The organism is Umezawaea tangerina (assembly GCF_003002815.1).
Classification (GTDB): domain Bacteria; phylum Actinomycetota; class Actinomycetes; order Mycobacteriales; family Pseudonocardiaceae; genus Umezawaea; species Umezawaea tangerina.
Map to the genome: position 1 here is coordinate 484,790 of NZ_PVTF01000007.1, position 18,157 is coordinate 502,946.

15 protein-coding genes are annotated in these 18,157 nt (G+C 74.1%); 6 read left to right on the forward strand and 9 right to left on the reverse strand.

Annotated elements, in window-relative coordinates:
* Positions 1-5: 5 nt before the first annotated feature.
* A complete protein-coding gene (locus tag CLV43_RS25015) occupies positions 6-1,055 on the reverse strand; it encodes an LLM class flavin-dependent oxidoreductase (protein ID WP_245886936.1) in 1,050 nt (349 codons plus the stop codon).
* Complete coding sequence (locus CLV43_RS25020) at positions 1,052-1,546, reverse strand: hypothetical protein (RefSeq protein WP_245886938.1); 495 nt, start codon at positions 1,544-1,546, stop codon at positions 1,052-1,054. Before CLV43_RS25020 ends, CLV43_RS25015 begins: the two co-directional genes overlap by 4 nt.
* Positions 1,547-1,640: 94 nt before the next feature.
* Between CLV43_RS25020 and CLV43_RS25025 the strand changes: the two genes are divergently transcribed.
* Complete coding sequence (locus CLV43_RS25025; protein WP_245886939.1) at positions 1,641-2,006, forward strand: winged helix-turn-helix transcriptional regulator; 366 nt, start codon at positions 1,641-1,643, stop codon at positions 2,004-2,006.
* 80 nt (positions 2,007-2,086) lie between these two features.
* Here CLV43_RS25025 and CLV43_RS25030 read toward each other — a convergent pair whose 3' ends face one another.
* From CLV43_RS25030 to CLV43_RS25040, 3 genes are read right to left on the reverse strand one after another with little or no spacing between them, the layout of a single operon-like run.
* Positions 2,087-3,220: an epoxide hydrolase family protein gene (locus tag CLV43_RS25030; RefSeq protein WP_106189695.1), complete on the reverse strand. Its 1,134-nt coding sequence runs from the start codon at positions 3,218-3,220 to the stop codon at positions 2,087-2,089.
* Positions 3,207-3,809: a TetR/AcrR family transcriptional regulator gene (locus CLV43_RS25035; RefSeq protein WP_106189696.1), complete on the reverse strand. Its 603-nt coding sequence runs from the start codon at positions 3,807-3,809 to the stop codon at positions 3,207-3,209. Before CLV43_RS25035 ends, CLV43_RS25030 begins: the two co-directional genes overlap by 14 nt.
* 51 nt (positions 3,810-3,860) lie before the next feature.
* Positions 3,861-4,595, reverse strand: a complete 735-nt coding sequence (locus CLV43_RS25040; protein WP_106189697.1) for a GbsR/MarR family transcriptional regulator — start codon at positions 4,593-4,595, stop codon at positions 3,861-3,863.
* Positions 4,596-4,873: 278 nt separating this feature from the next.
* Between CLV43_RS25040 and CLV43_RS25045 the strand changes: the two genes are divergently transcribed.
* Positions 4,874-7,150 (forward strand): S9 family peptidase, encoded by a 2,277-nt coding sequence (locus tag CLV43_RS25045; RefSeq protein ID WP_106189698.1) that lies wholly within the window; start codon positions 4,874-4,876, stop codon positions 7,148-7,150.
* Between the two features lie 36 nt (positions 7,151-7,186).
* Here the strand turns inward: CLV43_RS25045 and CLV43_RS25050 are convergent, their stop codons facing one another.
* The gene (locus CLV43_RS25050) at positions 7,187-10,420 is read right to left on the reverse strand and encodes an AfsR/SARP family transcriptional regulator (protein ID WP_106189699.1); all 3,234 of its coding nucleotides are present in this window, start codon (positions 10,418-10,420) and stop codon (positions 7,187-7,189) included.
* Positions 10,421-10,546: 126 nt separating this feature from the next.
* Here CLV43_RS25050 and CLV43_RS25055 point away from each other — a divergent pair, with 126 nt between their 5' ends.
* Both CLV43_RS25055 and CLV43_RS25060 read left to right on the forward strand, forming a co-directional pair.
* Entirely contained in the window at positions 10,547-11,671 is a 1,125-nt protein-coding gene (locus tag CLV43_RS25055; protein WP_106189700.1) for an FAD-dependent oxidoreductase, read from the forward strand.
* A gap of 192 nt (positions 11,672-11,863) precedes the next feature.
* Entirely contained in the window at positions 11,864-13,399 is a 1,536-nt protein-coding gene (locus tag CLV43_RS25060; RefSeq protein WP_106189701.1) for an FAD-dependent oxidoreductase, read from the forward strand.
* A gap of 43 nt (positions 13,400-13,442) precedes the next feature.
* On the opposite strand, the gene CLV43_RS25065 is transcribed toward CLV43_RS25060, so the two are convergent.
* Complete coding sequence (locus tag CLV43_RS25065) at positions 13,443-14,222, reverse strand: NADPH-dependent F420 reductase (RefSeq protein WP_106189702.1); 780 nt, start codon at positions 14,220-14,222, stop codon at positions 13,443-13,445.
* Positions 14,223-14,292: 70 nt separating this feature from the next.
* Here CLV43_RS25065 and CLV43_RS25070 point away from each other — a divergent pair, with 70 nt between their 5' ends.
* The gene (locus CLV43_RS25070) at positions 14,293-15,141 is read left to right on the forward strand and encodes a LysR family transcriptional regulator (protein ID WP_106189703.1); all 849 of its coding nucleotides are present in this window, start codon (positions 14,293-14,295) and stop codon (positions 15,139-15,141) included.
* On the opposite strand, the gene CLV43_RS25075 is transcribed toward CLV43_RS25070, so the two are convergent.
* Positions 15,117-16,205, reverse strand: coding sequence for a terpene synthase family protein (locus CLV43_RS25075; RefSeq protein WP_106189704.1), 1,089 nt, complete (start codon positions 16,203-16,205; stop codon positions 15,117-15,119). The genes CLV43_RS25070 and CLV43_RS25075 overlap by 25 nt on opposite strands.
* On the reverse strand, positions 16,202-17,557 hold the full coding sequence (locus CLV43_RS25080; RefSeq protein ID WP_106189705.1) for a cytochrome P450: 1,356 nt from the start codon (positions 17,555-17,557) through the stop codon (positions 16,202-16,204). The genes CLV43_RS25075 and CLV43_RS25080 overlap by 4 nt, the downstream gene beginning before the upstream one ends.
* Positions 17,558-18,000: 443 nt before the next feature.
* On the opposite strand from CLV43_RS25080, the gene CLV43_RS25085 reads away from it, so the two are divergent.
* Positions 18,001-18,147, forward strand: coding sequence for a DUF1059 domain-containing protein (locus CLV43_RS25085; RefSeq protein ID WP_106189706.1), 147 nt, complete (start codon positions 18,001-18,003; stop codon positions 18,145-18,147).
* The last annotated feature ends 10 nt before the right edge of the window (positions 18,148-18,157 follow it).

Here is an 18,157-nt window from a genome sequence, read left to right on the forward strand (position 1 = left end):
GGACGTCACGACCGGGCGGTGGCCCGCGCGGTGTGCGCCCGGACCAGGGGCGCGACCTCGTGGGCGAGGCGGGTGACGGAGTCCTCCACCGCCGCCTCGGGCAGTCCGCCCCAGTCCACGAGCGCCTGGACGCGGTCGACCCCCACCCGGTCGACCAGGTCGACGAGCTTCTCCGCGACGTGCTCGGAGGTGCCGACCATCAGGTGGCGCCCCGGTTCGACACCCGCGCGGAACTGCTCGGGCGTCACGGTGAAACCGCCGCCGCCGGGGTGCTTGGGGCGCAGGAAGTCGTGGTAGTGCGGGTAGGTCGCCAACGCCTCGCGCATGGTCGGCGCGGCGAAGAAGTGCAGGCCGACACCCAGCCGGAGCCGGTCGGCGTGCCCGGCCCGCTCGCCCGCCTCGCGGTAGACGTCCGCGAGGCGGGCCAAGTGGTCCGGGCTCCCGCCGATGTACCCGAGGATCATCGGCAGCCCGAGCCGTCCGGCACGGGCGGCGCTGCCCGGCGTCCCGCCGACGCCCAGCCACACCGGGAGGACCGGCTGCACGGGCCGGGGGACCACGGCGGCGTCGGCGAGCGGGCTGCGGAACCGGCCCCGCCAGGTGACCCGGTCGGAGGCCCGGATCCGCAGGAGCAGGTCGAGCTTCTCGTCGAACAGGGCCTCGTAGTCGGCGATGTCGTAGCCGAACAGGGCGAACGGCTCCGGGTAGGCGCTGCGCCCGACGGTGAGCTCGGCGCGGCCGGAGCTGACCAGGTCCAGCGTCGCGAAGTCCTCGTGCAGCCGCACCGGGTCCAGGGCGCTGAGCGTGCTCACCGAGCTGGTGATCCGGACCCGTGTCGTGCGCGCCGCGATGGCGGCGAGCACGACGGCGGGGGAGGAGACGGCGAAGTCGGGGTTGTGGTGCTCGCCGACGCCGACGTGGTCCAGGCCCTCGCGGTCGGCCAGCTCGGCGAGGGCGACGACCTGGGCGATCCGGTCCGCCGCTGTGCGGTCGCGCCCGTCGACCGTGCGCGGCTGCACGTCGGTGAGGGACGCGATGCCGATGTCGAGGGTCACGATCGCCCCGACTTCCGGACGGCGTCCTCCTCGTCGACCGGCAGCCAGCCGGAGCCCAGGTCCACCGCGCCGACGTGGTGGTAGGCGTCGGGGCCGCGGCGGGTGAAGGTGTCCCGCAGCGGCACGGTCCGCCCGTTCACCGTCATGGTGCCGACGAACTCCAGCCGGTCGCCCACCCAGCCCCTGGACCGCTGCCGCGCGCGGCCGCCGTTGCTGTCGAACCAGTCGGCGACGAACTCGTCGGTCTCGGGCTCGTAGCCCCACACGTAGCGGGCGGTCAGCGGTGTGGGGTTGTGCGGGGTGGGCAGCTCGGTGGTGCGCAGGGTGATCCACCAGCCGCGGTGGTCGTCCGCCCCCTCGGTCCGCATGTCGATCTCCTTGCGGGGCCCGAACGGCGTCTCGTGGAAGACCCCCGGTGCCTCCCACTCGCCCAGGAAGAAGTCGAGCTCCCGCATCCGCCCGTGCGGCGCCGGTGCGCTGTCGTCGGCCATGTCCACTCCTCTGCATAGTGTGCTAGTTAGTTCATAGTGAACTATGAAAAGTAGAGTAGCACGCGGGAAAACGTGGTGGGCTACGCTGACGACCGTGAGCGAGGCAGCGCGGGAACCCGACGAGGACCGCCCGAGCGGGCATCCGGGGGCGTGCCCGAACTTCCACGCCGCCGTGGAGCTGATCGGTCGCAAGTGGAACGGCGTGATCCTGCAGCAGCTGCTCACCGGCCCCCTGCGGTTCCTGGAGCTGCGCGAGCGCGTCCCGCGGGTCACCGACGCGATGCTGTCCCAGCGGCTCAAGGAGCTGGAGGCCGCCGCGCTCGTCGAGCGGGTCGTGACGACGACGAGCCGCCCGGTCGAGGTGCGCTACAAGCTGACCCCCATCGGCGACCGGCTGGCCCCGGTGCTGGACGCGGTCGCCGCGTGGGGCAACGAGTGGGCGGCCGAGGTCTCGCCCTGACCGGTCGACGGCTCAGGCCGTCGGGTCCGGGGGCACGTCGTGGACGTGGTCGGTGACCGTCCGGTCCGCGGTCCCGGTCCTCACCTGAGCGGTCGGAAGAACTCGACGAGGTCGTGGGCGAGCAGCTCGGGTTCCTCGTGGGCGGCGAAGTGGCCGCCGCGGGGCATCGTCGTGTACTGCGCGACGTCGTAGGTGCGCTCGGCCCAGCTGCGCGGCGGCAGCGCGAGGTCGGCCGGGAACAGCGCGACGGCCGTGGGCACGTCCACCCGCTCGACCCGCCTGGTCAGGTGCCGCCCGTACTCGTAGTAGGGCCGGAACGAGGTCGAGACGGTGTTGGTGAACCAGTAGAGGGACGCCTGGGTCAGCAGGAAGTCGTCGCTGAACCGCGTGGACACCTCACCGCCGCAGTCGCTCCACGCGCGGTACTTCTCGAGCATCCACGCGAGCAGGCCGGTCGGCGAGTCGGCGAGGCCGTAGGCCAGGGTGAGCGGCCGGGTGCTCTGCTGGTGCTGGTAGGCGCCCTCCGTCGCCGACCAGGCCGCCACCGAGTCGAGGTAGGCCCGTTCCCGGTCGGTGAGCCCCGCGGGGTCGTAGGAGGTCGGGCTCGCCACCGCCGTGAGGTGGATGCCCACCAGCGCCTCGGGGTGGGCCTCGGCGAGCCGGGAGGTGATGCCCGCGCCCAGGTCCCCGCCGTGGGCGCCGAACCGGGTGAAGCCCAGCTCGTCGTGCATGAGGTGGTGCCACAGGTCGTGGGTTTGCAGCGGATCCGCGAGCGACGGCCGTTGCGGCGAGAAGGCGAACCCCGGCAGCGACGGGACGACGACGGTGAACGAGTCCTCCGCGGCGCCGCCGTGCGCCGACGGCGTGGCCAGCAGGCGGGCGAACCCGGCCAGCTCCAGGAACGAGCTGGGCCACCCGTTGGTCAGCACGAGGGGTAGCGCGTCGGGGTGCTCGCCGTCGAAGCGCAGGTAGTGCAGGGGCGTCCCGGCGATGTCCGCGACGTGGTGGGGGAGCGCGTTGACGGCGGCCTCCTGGGCGCGCCAGTCGTAGTCGGACGCCCAGTGCGCGACGAGCCGCCGCAGCTCGCCGGGATCGGTGCCCGCGGCCCAGCCGCTCACCGGCCACGGGGTCGGCCACCGGGTGGCGGTGAGCCGGGCGCGCAGCTCGTCGAGCTCGGCGTCGGTGACCGCGAGGACGGGACTAACGGGTGGCACGGCTTCCCCCTTGCTCTCGCGGGTCGACGGTCCTGGCGATCGCGGTCCGCGTGGCCTCCCGCGACCGCGGTTCGGTGGTCAGCAGCGCGTGCATGATCATCCCTTCGAGGAGGGCGTCCAGCCGGGCGGCGTCGTCCTGGCCGGTGAAGCGGGCCAGGACCTCCTGGCTGCTCCTGGTCCACCCCGCCGCCAGCGCGCGCAGTCCGGGGTCGCGCAGGGCCGCGAGGTGCAGCTCGAACCCGAGGACGGCGCTGCGGTGCCGGGACGGGCTCCCGTGGACGAGGTCGACCAGCACGTCGACGAGCTCGGCACGGGTCCGGACGCCGTCGAAGAGCGCTGCGAACTCGCTGCCGCGCTGCTCGACGAAGCGGGCGAACGCCTGTGCCTGCAGCTCGGCGAGGCTCGCGAAGTGGTAGGTGACCGAGCCGAGCGGCACGTCGGCGCGGGCGGCGACGTGCCGGTGCGTGATCCCGACCGTCCCCTGCTCCACCAGGACGTCCAGGGCGGCGTCCAGGATCCGCGCCTTGCGGTCCGGGTCGTGCCTGCGGGGACGCCGAGCGGTGCCGTCCGCCGGGTCGGGTGGGGCCATGGGGACGACCGTACACCCGATAGGAACAGATGTACGCAACGATGGGGTCGGCTACCCGCGGTCGGAGGTGTCCGGGGCGGTCTTCGCGGACAGGATCTCGCGGCCCTGCTCGGCGGCGCGGGTGATGCTCTCGCCGACGAAGTCGACGAACCGGGCGATGTTCGCCAGGCGCACGGCGGCCGGGGTGTCGGCGCCGAGCACGCTCACGCCCTGCCGCGCGGTCTCGGCGAGCATCGCGTTGGAGCGGACGGTGGCCATCATCGACTGGTACCAGACGTCGTCGTCGACGATGTAGTGCTCGCGGCGGCGGTCGTCGCGCTCCCGGCGGACGAGGCCCTGGCCCTCCAGGAACGCGACCGACTTGGAGATCGACGCGCTGCTGACCTGGAGGCGGGCGACCAGTTCGGCGGCGGTGAGCGTGCCGGCGTCGGTGGTGTAGAGGCTGGTCAGCACCCGCGCGGTCATCCTGGGCAGGCCCGATCGCATGAGCAGGGCGGTGAACGACTCCTCGTACTCCCGCAAGGCCTCGGCGTCGCGCCCGTGGGGCTGCGGGTGTGCTCGCGGTCCGCGGGGCGCGGCCTGCCTGCGGCGGTGGGCGCGGCGCTCGGTGGCGTGGTGGGCCAGGTCGGCGCGGTAGCCGGTGAGGCCGCCGTTGCGCAGCACCTCGCGGGTGATCGTCGAGGTCGGGCGGTCGAGGCGCCGGGCGATCTCGGCGTAGGCGAGGCCGTCGGCCAGGCCCAGCGCGATCCGCCTGCGTTCCTCCTGGGTGAGCCTGCCTCCCGGCATCGCGGTCTCCTCACTGCTCCATCGGGAGCGGCAGCATAGCGTTCACTCTCGATCTGTTGCAACGAGAACGAAGGACTTGTTGCGTTGAAATCAGACCCATTGCAATGATGTCAAGTCTTTGAGCTGCATATATGACCCTGTAAAGCAACGTTGGCGTTGTGAGTTCCGCAAACGCAACGTAGCGTTTGTGATGTCAGAAACATCGAGCAAGAAGCTCCCGCCGAACGCCTGCCACCGCGGCATCGTCCTGCGCGGGAACCGAGGAAGGACCAACGAGGATGAGCACCACCGAGCACTACCAGGCCGCGGAGAAGCTCCTGCGTCGACCGGCCGCCCCCGGCGAGCTGGTCGTCGGCGACAAGGTCCGGCCGCGGTGGGTCGACGGCGGTTCCCGCTTCTGGTACCCGGTGAGCACCGGTACCGGCAGCCGGTTCGTGCTCGTGGACCCCGCCGCGGGCACCCGTGGACCCGCCTTCGACCACCCCCGGCTCGCCGCCGCGTTGGCCTCCGCCTCCGGGCAGCGGGTCGACCCGGAAGCCCTGCCGTTCACAGCGATCGAGCTGACCGGGAACGCCGTGGAGTTCGCCGCGTTCGGCGAGTACTGGCGCTGCGACCCGGAGGGCCGCACCTGCGAACGGGCCGAGTTCACGCCGCCGGGCAACCCGCTGGACGTGCCGTCGCCCGACGGGAAGGTCGCCGTCTCCCAACGGGGTCACGACCTGTGGGCGCGGTCGCTCACCGACGGCCGCGAGTGGCCGTTGACGACCGACGGCGCACCCGACCACCGCTACGGCCCCGGACCCGCCGCCACCGGCAACGGCACCCTGCTGCGCAAGTTCGGCCTGCCGCACCTGCCGCCCGCGGTGGCCTGGTCGCCGGACTCCACGAAGGTGCTGGCGCACCGGACCGACGAGCGCGCCGTCCGGCTCGCCCACCTGGTGCAGGCCAGGCCCGCCGACGGCGGCGCCCCGGTGACGCACACCCAGCGGTACGCCCACGCGGGCGACGAGCACCTGCCGCTGGCCGAGCTGGTAGTGCTGGACGTCGCCGAGGGGGCGGTGGTCCGGGCGCAGGCGGAGCCGCTGCTGATGCCGACCACGTCGCCGATCACGGCAGGGTGGGCGTGGTGGGCGCCGGACGGCTCGGCGGTGTACTACCTCGACCGGTCGCGCGACGCGCGCACGCTCTCCCTGCGCAGGCTGGACCCGGCCACCGGCGAGGTCACGACCGTGCTCAGCGAGACCGGCGCCACCCGCGTCGAGCCCACCCAGTGGCTCTACGAGCCGCCGATCGTGCGGGTGCTGGCCGACGAGGTGCTGTGGTACTCGCAGCGGGACGGCCAGGGGCACCTGTACCGGTACGACCTGCGCACCGGGGACCTGCTCGGGCAGGTCACCTCGGGGGAGTGGGCGGTGCGCCAGGTCCTGCGCGTCGACGAGTCCGAACGGGTGGTCCACTTCACGGCGACCGGGTTGGTCGAGGAGGACCCGTACCGGCGCACCGCGTGCCGGGTCGGGCTGGACGGCTCCGGCTTCGCGGTGGTCACCGACGACGGGCTGGACCACGTCGTCACCCCGTCGGGGAACGGGGAGTGGTTCCTCGACTCGGCGTCCACTGTGGACACCCCGCCGGTGACCTCGGTCCGCGACTGGTCCGGGCGCGTGCTGGTCGAGCTGGAACGCGCGGACGTCACCGGGCTCACCGCACTCGGCTGGACGCCGCCGGAACGGTTCCGCGTCAAGGCGGCCGACGGGGTCACCGACGTCTACGGCGTGCTGTACCGGCCGCACGGCTTCGACCCCGCCCAGAGCTACCCGGTCGTCGACACCCTCTACCCCGGCCCGCAGGTCACCAGGGTCGCCCCGTCCTTCGACCCCGGCGGCATGGGCCTGGACGCGGAGCCCTTGGCCGCACTGGGTTTCGTGGTGGTGGCGCTGGACGGTCGCGGCACGCCCGGTCGCGGCAAGGCCTTCCACGACGCCTCCTACGGCAGGCTCGCCGACGCGGGCGGGCTGGCCGACCACGTCGCGGCGCTGCGGCAGCTCGCCGAGACCCGGCCGTGGATGGACCTCGACCGCGTGGGCGCTTTCGGCCACTCCGGCGGCGGGTTCGCCGCCGTCCGCGCGCTGCTGGACTTCCCCGACGTGTACCAGGTCGGGGCGGCGCTCTCCGGGTCGCACGACCCCCGCTGCTTCAACCCCGGTTTCGTGGAGACCTACGACGGTGCCGACGTTCCCGGGACCTGGGCGCGTTCCTCCACTGTGGACAGCGCGGACCGGTTGAGGGGCAGGCTCCTGCTCGTCCACGGCGAGATGGACGACCAGGTGCACCCGCACCACACGATGCGGCTCGCGGACCGGCTCGTCGCCGCGGACAAGGACTTCGAGCTGCTGGTCGTGCCGGGTGCCGAGCACACCTTCATCGACTGCCTGTCCTACGTCCGCAAGCACTGCTGGGACTTCCTGGTCCGCGAGCTGATGGGCGTGCGCCCGCCCGCCTACCGCCCCGCGCCCATCCCGATCGGGCCGGAGCTGCTCGCCGAGATGTTCTCCTGAGCCGGGGTGACCGGTCCGGGTCGCGCGGGCGCCGGGCTACCGGCCCAACCGGGCCGGGTCGGCCTCGGCCAGCGCCGTCGCCCGGTCCAGCTCCCAGCCCTTGGAGTACGCGGCGGCGAAGGCGTCCTCGCCCAGCGCGGCCCGGCCGTGACGGGTGAGGTCGCGGACCTGTCCGTCGGTGCGGTCGTGGGTGCCGCGCAGCCGGGAGGCGGCGCCGAGCAGCACGGCGGTCTCGTGGTGCAGTCCGCGCGCCTCGGCCAGTGCGGCCACGTGCACCGCGACGACGGACAGCAGCGGCAGGTCGTCGATCACCAGCGCGGTGGCGTAGGCGGTCGTCAGCGCCCGGTGCGCGCCGGGCAGGTCGCCCAGCGCCAGGCAGAGCGCGGAGCGGACGCTGCTGGTCAACGTCAGGGCGTGGTCGCCGGGAAAGCTGGGGTGGTCGCGCAGGCCCAGGTCGGCCTCGTCGAGCAGTTCGCGAGCCCGGTCCAGGTCGCCGACCCGGATCCGGAAGTCGGCCTCCCACGCGTCGACCAGGATCACCGTCGCCGGGGAGTGGGCGGGGCGCGCCCGCTCCCGCGCCGAGTCGATCATGGCGAGCGCCAGGTCGGTGTCGCCCCGGCGCAGGTGCAGGTCGACCCAGCGCAGGTCGACGAACACCTCGTCGCCGAGGCTGAGGGAGCCGAACTCGCCCGCCAGCGAGCGGGCCTCGCGCAGGTCGGCGAGAGCGCCGTCGAGGTCGTCGTCGTACTGCCGCAGCTGGGCGCGCATCGGCAGCACGGTGGCCTGGCCCCAGCGGTCACCGGCCTGCCGGAAGCGGGTGATCGCCTCCTCCACGTCGGTGCGGACCCGGTCGAGGTCGCCGGAGTTCTCCGCGTACTCGGCCCGGAGCATGCGGGCCAGCCCCGACAGCCACAGGTCCTCGCCGTCGGTCTCGCGCTCGATGGCCGCGACCGCGGCGTCCACCTTCTCCAGCAGCGCCAACGTGAACGCGCTGAGCAGGCCGTGCGGTCCAGGCAGCTCCGGGTGGGCGAGCAGCCGGTCGGCCAGCTCGCGCACCCGCGCCCGGTCGGCCTCGGCGTCCTGCGCGCTCATCCCCGGTCTGGGGTCGACCCGGTTGAGCAGGTGGACCGCCAGGGCGCAGTCCCGGTCCGGCGACGGCCGTCCACCGGGCACCGCCAGCGCCTCGCCCAGCCAGTAGGCCGCGTCGGGGTGGCGGCCGAACATCTGCCAGTACCAGGTCAGGGTCAGCACGAGGGCGACCGCGCCGTCGGCGTCGCCGGTGTCGCACCGCCTGCGCAGGGCCGCCAGGGTGTTGTCGTACTCGGCGCTGACGACCCGCAACGCCGTCAGCTGGCCCGGTCCGCGCAGCAGCGGGTCGTACCGGGCCATCAGCCCGGCGGAATAGCCTGCGGCCAGGTCGCGCACGGCACCCAGGTCGTCCGCCTCGGCGAGGCGTTCGGTGCCGTACTCGCGGATGGTCTCCAGCATCCGGTAGCGGCCGGGGTCGGGCGCCAGCTGGAGCAGCGACCGGTCGACCAGGCCCGCCAGCAGCTCGGGGATCCCGTCGGCCCGCACCGCGGTACCCGCGCAGACCGCGGCGGCCGAGTCCGGGGTGACGCCGCCCGGCAGGATCGAGACGCGTTCGGCGACCGTGCGTTCCGGCTCGCTCAACAGCTCCCAGCTCCAGGCGATGACGGCGCGCAGGGTGCGGTGGCGGGGGAGTGCGGTGCGGCTTCCGGTGGTGAGCAGGCGGAAGCGGTCGGAGAGCCCGTCGGCCAGTTCGGGCAGGGACAGGGTGCGCAGGCGGGCGGCGGCCAGTTCGAGGGCCAGGGGCATCCCGTCCAGGCCGCGCACCACGCGCAGGACGTCGGGCAGGGTCGTGGCGTCCACGGTGAAACCGGGGCGCACGGCGGCGGCCCGTTCGGTGAACAGGCGCACCGACGCCGCCTTGCGCGCCTGTTCGACGTCGTCGTCCGGGTCGGGCAGGGCGAGCGGGCCCAGTGGCACGAGGGCTTCGCCGTCCACGGCCAGGGGTTCGCGGCTGGTGGCGAGCACGCGCAACGAGGGGCAGCGGGTGAGCAGCCCGGTGAGCAGGTGGGCTACGGCGTCGACCAGGTGCTCGCAGTTGTCCACCAGCAGCAGGCACTCCCGGCCGCCGAGCTGGTCGACGAGCACGTCCAGCTCGTCGCCCCTGAGCCGCACTCGCGCCTCGAACATCGCGCCGCCGCGCAGCCCGATCCCGGCGAGCACGGCCGCGCCCACCTTGGCGGGCTCGGTGACCGAGGCGAGGTCGACCATCCAGGTGCCGTCCCGGTGGTCGTGGCGGTGCGAGCGGACGGCCTCGACGGCCAGGCGCGTCTTGCCCGCTCCGCCGGGGCCGAGCACGGTGACCAGGCGCCCGGCGGCGAGCAGCGCGGTGATCCTGGCCAGGTCGTCCTCACGGCCGATGAAACTGGTCAACGGGGTGGGCAGGGTGCTGGGACGGGTCGGCGCGACCGCGGCCGGGGCGGGGGTGGGTGGCTCGGCGCGCAGCAGGCGCAGGTGGCGCTCGCGCAGGGCGGCACCGGGGTCGGTGCCGAGGACGTCGGCCAGCGCCTCGCGGACCCGTTCGTACACCGCCAGCGCGTCGGCCTGCCGACCCTGGACGGCGAGCGCGTCCATCAGCAGCGCGGCCGCCCGCTCGTGCACGGGGTGCTCGGCGAGCAGGGCGGTCAGGCGGACGGTGGAGGCGTCGGCCCGCCCGAGGGACAGCTCCGCGGCGGCGAGGTCGGCGACGGCCTCGACCGAGGCGTGGGCCAGCCGGGTCGCGGCGGCGGGTGCCACGGCGACGACGGCCGTGGGCTCGGCACCGGGGCGGTCGCCCCACAGCGCGACGGCCTCGCCGAGGACCTCCGCCGCGGCGTTCGGGTCACCCGCGCGCAGGTGGTCGCGGCCCGCGGCGGCCAGCCGTTCGAACCGCGGCGCGTCCACGTCGGCGTCGTCCACGGCCAGTCGGTAGCCGCCCGAGGCCTGCTCGACGTCGCCCGCCGACCCGAGGGCCCGGCGCAGCCGCGAGACGAGGGCCTGCAGGGCGTGGGCCGGGTCGGCGGGCGGGTCCTCGGCCCAGATCGCGTCGACCAGCACCCCCTGCTCGACCGCACGGCCACCGGCCAGCGCCAGCCGCACGAGCAGGCCTTGCAGCCGCGCGCCCGCGACGGGCAGGTCGACCTCACCGCGGGACACCCGGAAGGCGCCGAGCAGCGTGGCGCGCAGCCGCGTGTCCCCGTCCATCCCACGATCTTCGCCTGCCCGCCCCCGAGTCCCCAAACCAGGGCGTGAGGCCGTGTGAGCGCGCTGTGCACCCGGTGTGAGCGGCACGCGTCAGCCTTCGGAGGCCTCGAACCGAAGGAGGAGCACATGACCAGCCACGTCACGATCATCGGTGCCGGACTCGGCGGCCTCACCCTGGCCCGCGTCCTGCACGTCCACGGCATCCCGTGCACCGTCCACGAGGCGGAAGCCTCGCCCGCGGCGCGCACGCAGGGCGGGATGCTCGACATCCACGACTACAACGGGCAGCTCGCCGTCCGGGCCGCCCGGCTGACCGACGAGTTCCGCGCGCTCGTGCTGGAGGGCCGCCAGGCGGTCCGGATCGTCGACCGGGACGGGAACGCCCTGTTCGACAAGGGAGACGACGGCACGGGTGGTCGTCCCGAGGTGCAGCGCGGTGAGCTGCGCCGGTTGCTGCTCGACTCGCTGCCGGAGGGCACCGTCCACTGGGGACGCAAGGTGGGCGGTGTCCGGGCCCTGGAGGAGGGCCGCCACGAGGTGACCTTCGCCGATGGCGACGCGGTCGTCACCGACGTGCTGGTCGGCGCGGACGGCGCGTGGTCGCGGGTGCGGCCGCTGCTCACCACCGCGACCCCGCGGTACACGGGGGAGTCGTTCGTCGAGACCTACCTGTTCGACGCCGACACCCGGCACCCGGCCACCGCGCGGGTGGTCGGTGGGGGCTCGCTGATCGCGACGGGGGCGGACCGGGCGATCCACGCCCACCGGGAGCGGGGCGACACCCTGCACGGCTACATCTCGCTCACCAGGCCGCTGGACTGGTTCGCCGACATCGACTTCACCGACGCCGACGCGGTGGCCGAGCGGGTCGTGGCGGAGTTCGACGGCTGGGCGCCGGAGCTGACCGCGCTCATCACCGACAGCGACACGCCACCGGTGCACCGCCCCTTCCACGCCCTGCCGCCGGGCAGCACCTGGGACCGGGTGCCGGGGGCGACCCTGGTTGGCGACGCGGCCCACCTCGCGGCGCCGAACGGCGAGGGCGCCAACCTGGCGATGCTCGACGGCGCCGAGCTGGGCGAGGCCATCGCCGCGCACCCCGACGACGTCGAGACCGCGTTCGCGGAGTACGAGCGCGCCATGTTCCCGCGCAGTGCCGACACCAACGCGCGGTTCGCGGGCGAGGCCGCCGTCGAGGACCTGATCGCCTTCTTCGGCACCGCGGAGGTCGCGGGCTGGGGCGGCCGGTGACCGACCACGGCCCGAGGTGGGGCTTCACGACCCACCCGTCCGAGCCGTCGCCGTCCTTCGTGGACACGACCCCGGCGCGTCAGCGGCGATCGAGGCCACCGGACCCCGGTGACTCCGCGGACCTGCCGCTGTCCGGGTGACGCGGCCTTCTCCACCGGCACATCGACGAACTTCGAAGAAGGGGGAACTCCCATGCACGACGTACTGGTCGTGGGCGCGGGCCCGGTCGGCCTGTTCCTCGCCTGCGAGCTGGGCCTCGCGGGCTGCTCCGTCCTGGTGCTCGAACGCGAGCCCGAGCCCACCACCCCGTGGAGGGCCTACCCGTTGGGGATGCGGGGCCTGTCCGCCGGGTCGGTCGAGGCTTTCCACCGCCGCGGGATGCTGCCGCGGCTGCTGACGGCGTCGGGCGGCAACGCCGCTCCCGGCACCGACCTCGACGTCGAGTCGGCCGCCGCCGAGGACGAGGCACCGCCGCCCCGCAGTGCGGGCCACTTCGGTGGGATGATGCTCGACCCGGCCGACGTCGACGTCGACAGCCTGCCGTTCCGGCTCCCCGGCCCCGCGCTGGAGGGCGTGATGACCAGCCTGGAGGCGGTCGAGTCCGTGCTGGCCGAGCGGGCCGCGAAGCTCGGCGTGGAGATCAGGCGCGGCGTGGCCGTCTCGGCCGTCACCCAGGACGACGAGGGCGTCATCGCGCACGACGGTGAGCACGAGCACGCGGCGCGCTGGCTCGTCGGCTGCGACGGCGGGCGCAGCGCGGTGCGGGGTCTGGCGGGCTTCGACTTCGTCGGCACCGACCCGATGTTCACCGGCTACGTCATGCACGCCGACTCCCCCGACGCCGAGCGGCTGCGCCAGGGGTTCACGCTGACCCCGAGGGGCATGTACCTGCGGATGCCATTCCCAGGGCACCTCGCCGTGCAGGACTTCGACGGCGGCGCCTACGACCGGTCGCGGCCGCCGACCCGCGAGCACCTCCAGGAGGTCATGCGCCGGGTGTCCGGTGTGGACGTGACGCTGGACGGGATCCGCCTCGCCTCGACGTTCACCGACCGGGCGATGCAGACCACCACCTACCGCAGGGGACGCGTGCTGCTCGCGGGCGACGCCGCCCACATCCACTCCCCGTTGGGAGGCCAGGGGCTCAACCTGGGCATCGGTGACGCCGTGAACCTCGGGTGGAAGCTCGCGGCCACCGTGCGAGGCGACGCCCCCGACGGCCTCCTGGACACCTACACCGCCGAACGCCACCCGGTCGGCGCGCGGGTGCTGGACTGGTCGCGCGCCCAGGTGGCCGCCATCGCGCCGGGTCCCCACACCCCGGCGCTGCTGGGCGTGCTGCGCGACCTGCTCGGGACCCGCGACGGGACGACCTACGTGCACGACCGGCTGTCCGGGCTGTCGATCCGCTACGACCTCGGCGAGGACGACCCGCTGGTCGGCCGCAACGCCCCGGAGTTCCGGCTCCGGGAGGGCACCCGCTTGGGCGACCTGCTCCAGGACGGCCGGGGCGTGGTGCTCGACTTCACCGCCGACCACCGCCTCCGCGACTCGGCGGCGGGCTGGGAGGACCGGATCCGGTACGTCGCCGGACCCGCCAGGAACGACCTCGGCCACGGCGCCGTGCTCGTCCGCCCCGACGGCGTCGTCGCCTGGGCGGGTGACCGCGAGCCGGACCGGGAGGCGTTCGGGCGGGCCGCCCGCCGGTGGTTCGGCGAGCCGGTGTGAGCCAGGGGCCCGTCCGCGGACGACGTGGACGGGCCCCGCCGCGCTACAGCCGGAACCCGGCGGGCCCGCGCACCGCGGCGGCGGCCAGGTCCTCCACCCGCGCCGCGGACACGGGCACGCCGGGTGCTGCCTGGACCCACGCCACGAGCTCGGGCACGGAGAGGTCCGCGGGCGGCGTGCCGACGTAGGGCATGCAGTAGAGCGGGGTGTTGGGCTCGCCGCGCCAGCTGTCCGCGAGCCCGCCGAGGTCCACCGCGTCGAAGCCGAGGGCGTCCAGCAGCGCCGCCACCTCCGCCTTGGCGGCCGGGTCGTCGCCGGACAGCGGCAGCGCGGTCCGGTCCGGGGCGCCGGTCGGGAGGCGCAGGTCCAGCAGCTGCTTCGGGCCGATCGAGTGGAACGCCTTCACGACGCGCGAGTCCGCCAGATGGCGCTGCACCAGCCCGCTGGAGGTCAGCTCGTCGCCGTCCAGCTCCGCGGACCGCCACGCCGGGGTCGGCACGTAGTTCATCGGGTCGATGACGGTCTTGCCCGCCAGCTCCGCGCGGGGCAGCCGTTCGTGGACGGACAGCGGCACGGCGGCGAGGACGAGGTCGGCGGCGCGCGCCGCCTCGGCGGGGGTGGCCGCGCGGGCCTGGTCGCCGAGCCCGGCGATCAGGGCGGTCAGCGTCTCCGGGCCGCGCGAGTTGGCCAGGACGACCTCCAGGCCCGCGTCGACGGCGAGCCGGGCGACCCCTGCGCCGACCGAGCCGGTGCCGATGATGCCGACGGTTGTTGTACTCACGTTCGGGTTCTCCGTTCGGGTGGGGCTTCCGCCCAATCCCATCCGGAGCGGTCCTAGCCGACAACGGCCGTTCCGGCTCGGCAGTGATCACATCGTGTGATAGATCAGAGGAGTGGAACTCAGGGCGCTGCACTACTTCGTGACCGTGGCCGAGGAGCTGCACTTCGGCCGGGCCGCCGAGCGGCTGCGGATCGTGCAGCCCGCGGTGAGCCAGCAGATCACCCGGCTGGAGAGCGAGCTCGGCGCGCGCCTGTTCGACCGCACCTCACGCCGGGTGCGGCTCACCCCGGCCGGTGAACGGGTGCTCGTCACGGCCCGCGCGACCCTGGCCGCGGCGGCGCGCGTGCGGGTGGTCGCCAGGGAGTCGGCCGCGTCCCTGCGGATCGGGATGGCGACCTGCTTCACCCCGCGCGTCGACCGCGCGCTCACCCGCCTGCGCGAGGGCGGACAGCTCGCCGAGCCGACCCTGGTCGACCTGCCGGTGCCCGCGCGGCTGGACGCCGTCCGCGACGGCGAGCTGGACCTGGCACTGGTCCGCGGCACCCTCACGTCCACCGCGATGACGGTCGTGCGCGCCTGGTCCGAGCCCGTCCACGTGGTGCTGTCCCGCGAGCACCGCGCCGCGGGCAAGCCCGCCGTCGGGCTGCACGACCTCGACCCCGACGGCCTGCGGCTCCTCACCCGCGCGGCCGACCCGCCGATGCACGACGCGGTGCTGGCCGCCCTTCCGGAGGCACCGCGGCGCCCACCCGTCGTGGACACGCTCAACGTGCTGGTCGAGGTGGGCCAGGACCCGGAGGGCTGGACGCTGCTGCCCGTCGAGCAGACCACCGGGTCCGACTCCGCGCGGCTGGTCCAGGTGCCGCTCGACCCGCCGCTGAGCGTCGACGGCTCCGTCGTGACGCCCCTCGCCACGCCCGCGGCGCGCGTGGCGTCCTACGTGGCGGCGTTCGGGGACTGAGCGCCCTCCTCGATCTCGTCCCACCACCAGGCGATACCGGGGATGGGCGGCGCGGTCGGGTCCGCGTCGGACGGCACGTCGGCCCACGGCGAGGACGTCCGCTCGCCGTGCTCCGCGCGGCGGTAGCGCGGGACGCGGGCGCTCCACTCCAGGTTCCCGCGGACGAGGTGGTCGAGCTGGCTCAGGTGCCGCCGCACCGGGTCGCCGCCCCGTGCCCCGATCCGACGGCGCAGCCGCAGGTACCGGCACATGATCCGGTCGTGCAAGGCTACGGCGCGCCGGACCGCCTCCGGCGCGTCGCAGCCGTCCTCGTGCCCGATCACGCCGACGATGTTGGACTCCAGCACGTCGTGCTCGGTCTCCTTCGACAGCGAGTACAGGTCGTTGCCGATCGTGACGAGCATGTTGGCCGCCTGCGTGGCGGCGCGGACCTCGGGCCGTTCACGGTCCTCGTCGGGCAGGTAAGTGCCCTCCGCGATCTCGATCAGCGACCCGGTCAGCCTCATCGCGCGGTCGCGGGGACCGAGGTTGACGTAGTCGGCGAGCGACGGCATCGACCCGGAGACCCGGTAGGAGGTCAGGCAGGCGACCGCGAAGAACCACTCCATGTTGCCCTCGACCCACCGGCGGACCACCGCGGCGGGCACGGCGGCCCGCGCGCGGGCGGACAGGTCGCGGAACCCGGCCGAGAACGGGTCGTCGGCGGCCACCTCCGGGTGGTCCAGGTTGGGCATCAGCCGCATCATCAGCGGGATCAGGACCCCCGGCCGCTCGACCAGCGCGCCCGCGTCGAACCTGCAGTCGTCGATGGCGAAACCCAGGTGCGTCCAGTCCGAGACGATCTGCAGCCGCTCCTCGCTGCCGAAGGGCGCGATCCGGCACGCCCACTCCGCGGCGCGGGTGCGGATCATGTGCTCCCGCAGGCCTTCCTGCTCGAACAGCCCCAGCCCGTCCAGCCAGGCGATGCTGCGCCGTCCGATGTCGGCGGCGAGCGGGTGCACGGCGGAGGGGAGCGGGCAGTAGAGGGGCGGCACCTCCGGCGCGGCCGTGCGCACGGCGGTCATCGGCCGGTCCCGCTCGGGGTCATGACCAGCCGGTGGGGGTGGATGGTCACCCGCGGCACCGGTCGGGGGACGACGGCGGGGTCGGGGACCATCCGCCACCTCCTGGTCGTCTCCGCCAGGATGATGACCATCTCGCTCCAGGCGAACGACTCGCCCACGCACTGCCGCGCCCCGCCGCCGAACGGCTGGAACGCCGTCCGCGGGATCGACCGCGCCCGCTCCGGCGACCACCGGTCGGGGTCGAAGGCCGCGGGATCCGGGTACACCACGGGATCGCGGTGCAGGATGTACGGGCTGAACACGACGGTGGCGCCCTGCGGCAGGTCGAACCCGCCCAGGCTGGCGGGCGCCGTCACGGTCCTGGTCAGCAGCCACGCCGGGCCGTAGAGCCGCATCGCCTCGTGCACCACCCGCCGGGTGTAGGTCAGCGACCCGAGGTCCGCGCCGACCAGCGGCCGTCCGGGCGCCACCTCGTCGAGCTCGGCGACGATCCGGTCGCGGACGGCGGGGTGACGGCCGATCTCGTGCAGTGCCCAGAGGACGGTCGCGGTCGACGCCTGGCCGTTGGTGGTCACGAACGTGATCACCTCGTCCTCCAGCTGGCGCCTGCTCATCGGCTGCCCCGTGTCCGGGTCGCGGGCGTCCAGCAGCAGGTCGAGCAACCCCTTGTCCCGCAAGGGGCGCCGGTGTTCGTCGACGAGGTCGCCGATGGCGTCGCGCAGCTCCGTGAAGCTGTCGCGCTGGCGGCGTTGCGTCGGTGTGGGGACCGAGCCGAGCCACGGCGGCAGGATGGTCGCCCGGATCGTCCCCGCCATCACGTCCGGCAGCACCCGCTGGATCCGGCGCCGGGTCGCCTCGGGCGGTTCGGTTCCCAGCAGCGCGGCCAGGAACACCGACAGCGTCAGCTCCTGCATGTCGTCGTGGAGCTCGCGCGGCTCGCCCGCCGCCCACCCGTCCACGACGGACCTGGCGACCTCGATCATGGTGTCGCCGCGGCCCGCGATGAAGGCCCGGCTGAACATCGGCTGCACCAGCCTGCGCTGGGTGCGGTGCAGGTCGCCGTCGGCCACGGTCGCCAAGCCGTTGCCCGCGAACCGGCTCAGCGCCTCGATCAGCCTGCCGCCCTTGCCGAAGGAGGACGCCTGCGCGGTCAGCATCTCGTGCGTGAGGCCCGCGTCGGTGACGACGAACACCGGGATGCGGCCGAGCATGATCCGCACGACGGGGCCGTGGCGGCGCAGCGAGTCCATGAACGCCAACGGGTGTCTCAACAGGGGCACGACGTGCCCGAGCAGCGGTGCGCCGCCCGGCGCGAGAGGAGGGGCACTGGTGGAGGTGGCGGTCGCCTTCATGAACCGGGCTCCTCACTCGGCGCCGTCCACCCGGCCGTGGGGCGCGGGAGGTCAGAGCCGTGCTTCGGGGGGTGGTGCGAACGGGCCGCCGCGAACGTAAGCGAGGCCGTCGCGGGTCCGCAATGATCTGTCCGGCTGAGCAGGAATGCCCGTTTTCGCTGGTGGGACTGGGTTTTCGGCACGGCTTCCCGGTGCTGCGGGCGGCCTGGCGAGTTCCTGCCACGGATGTCGTTGCGCCACGGGGCTTTCCCTGCTCGGGCTGGTGTTGCGTCGAGGGCAAGACGGTGCGGTCAGGCCGAGGTAGACCGGGTGGCGGGCGCGACTCCCGGTCGGTCCGGGGTGGCGGTGGTGGGGCTCGGGGCCCGACGGGGTCCCGCAGCGTCCTGATCGACGTCCGGCGAACCTGAGTACAGTCGGATCGGAGATCACCAGCGGAGGTCGACATGAAGAAGAACATCAGCTGCCCGTGCGGTGAGCGGATCACCGGCGACGACGAGGACGACCTCGTGGCGAAGACCCAGCAGCACCTCAAGGAGAACCACCCCGGCCACGACTACTCGCGCGACGAGATCCTGTTCATGGCCTACTGAGCCGCGCCCG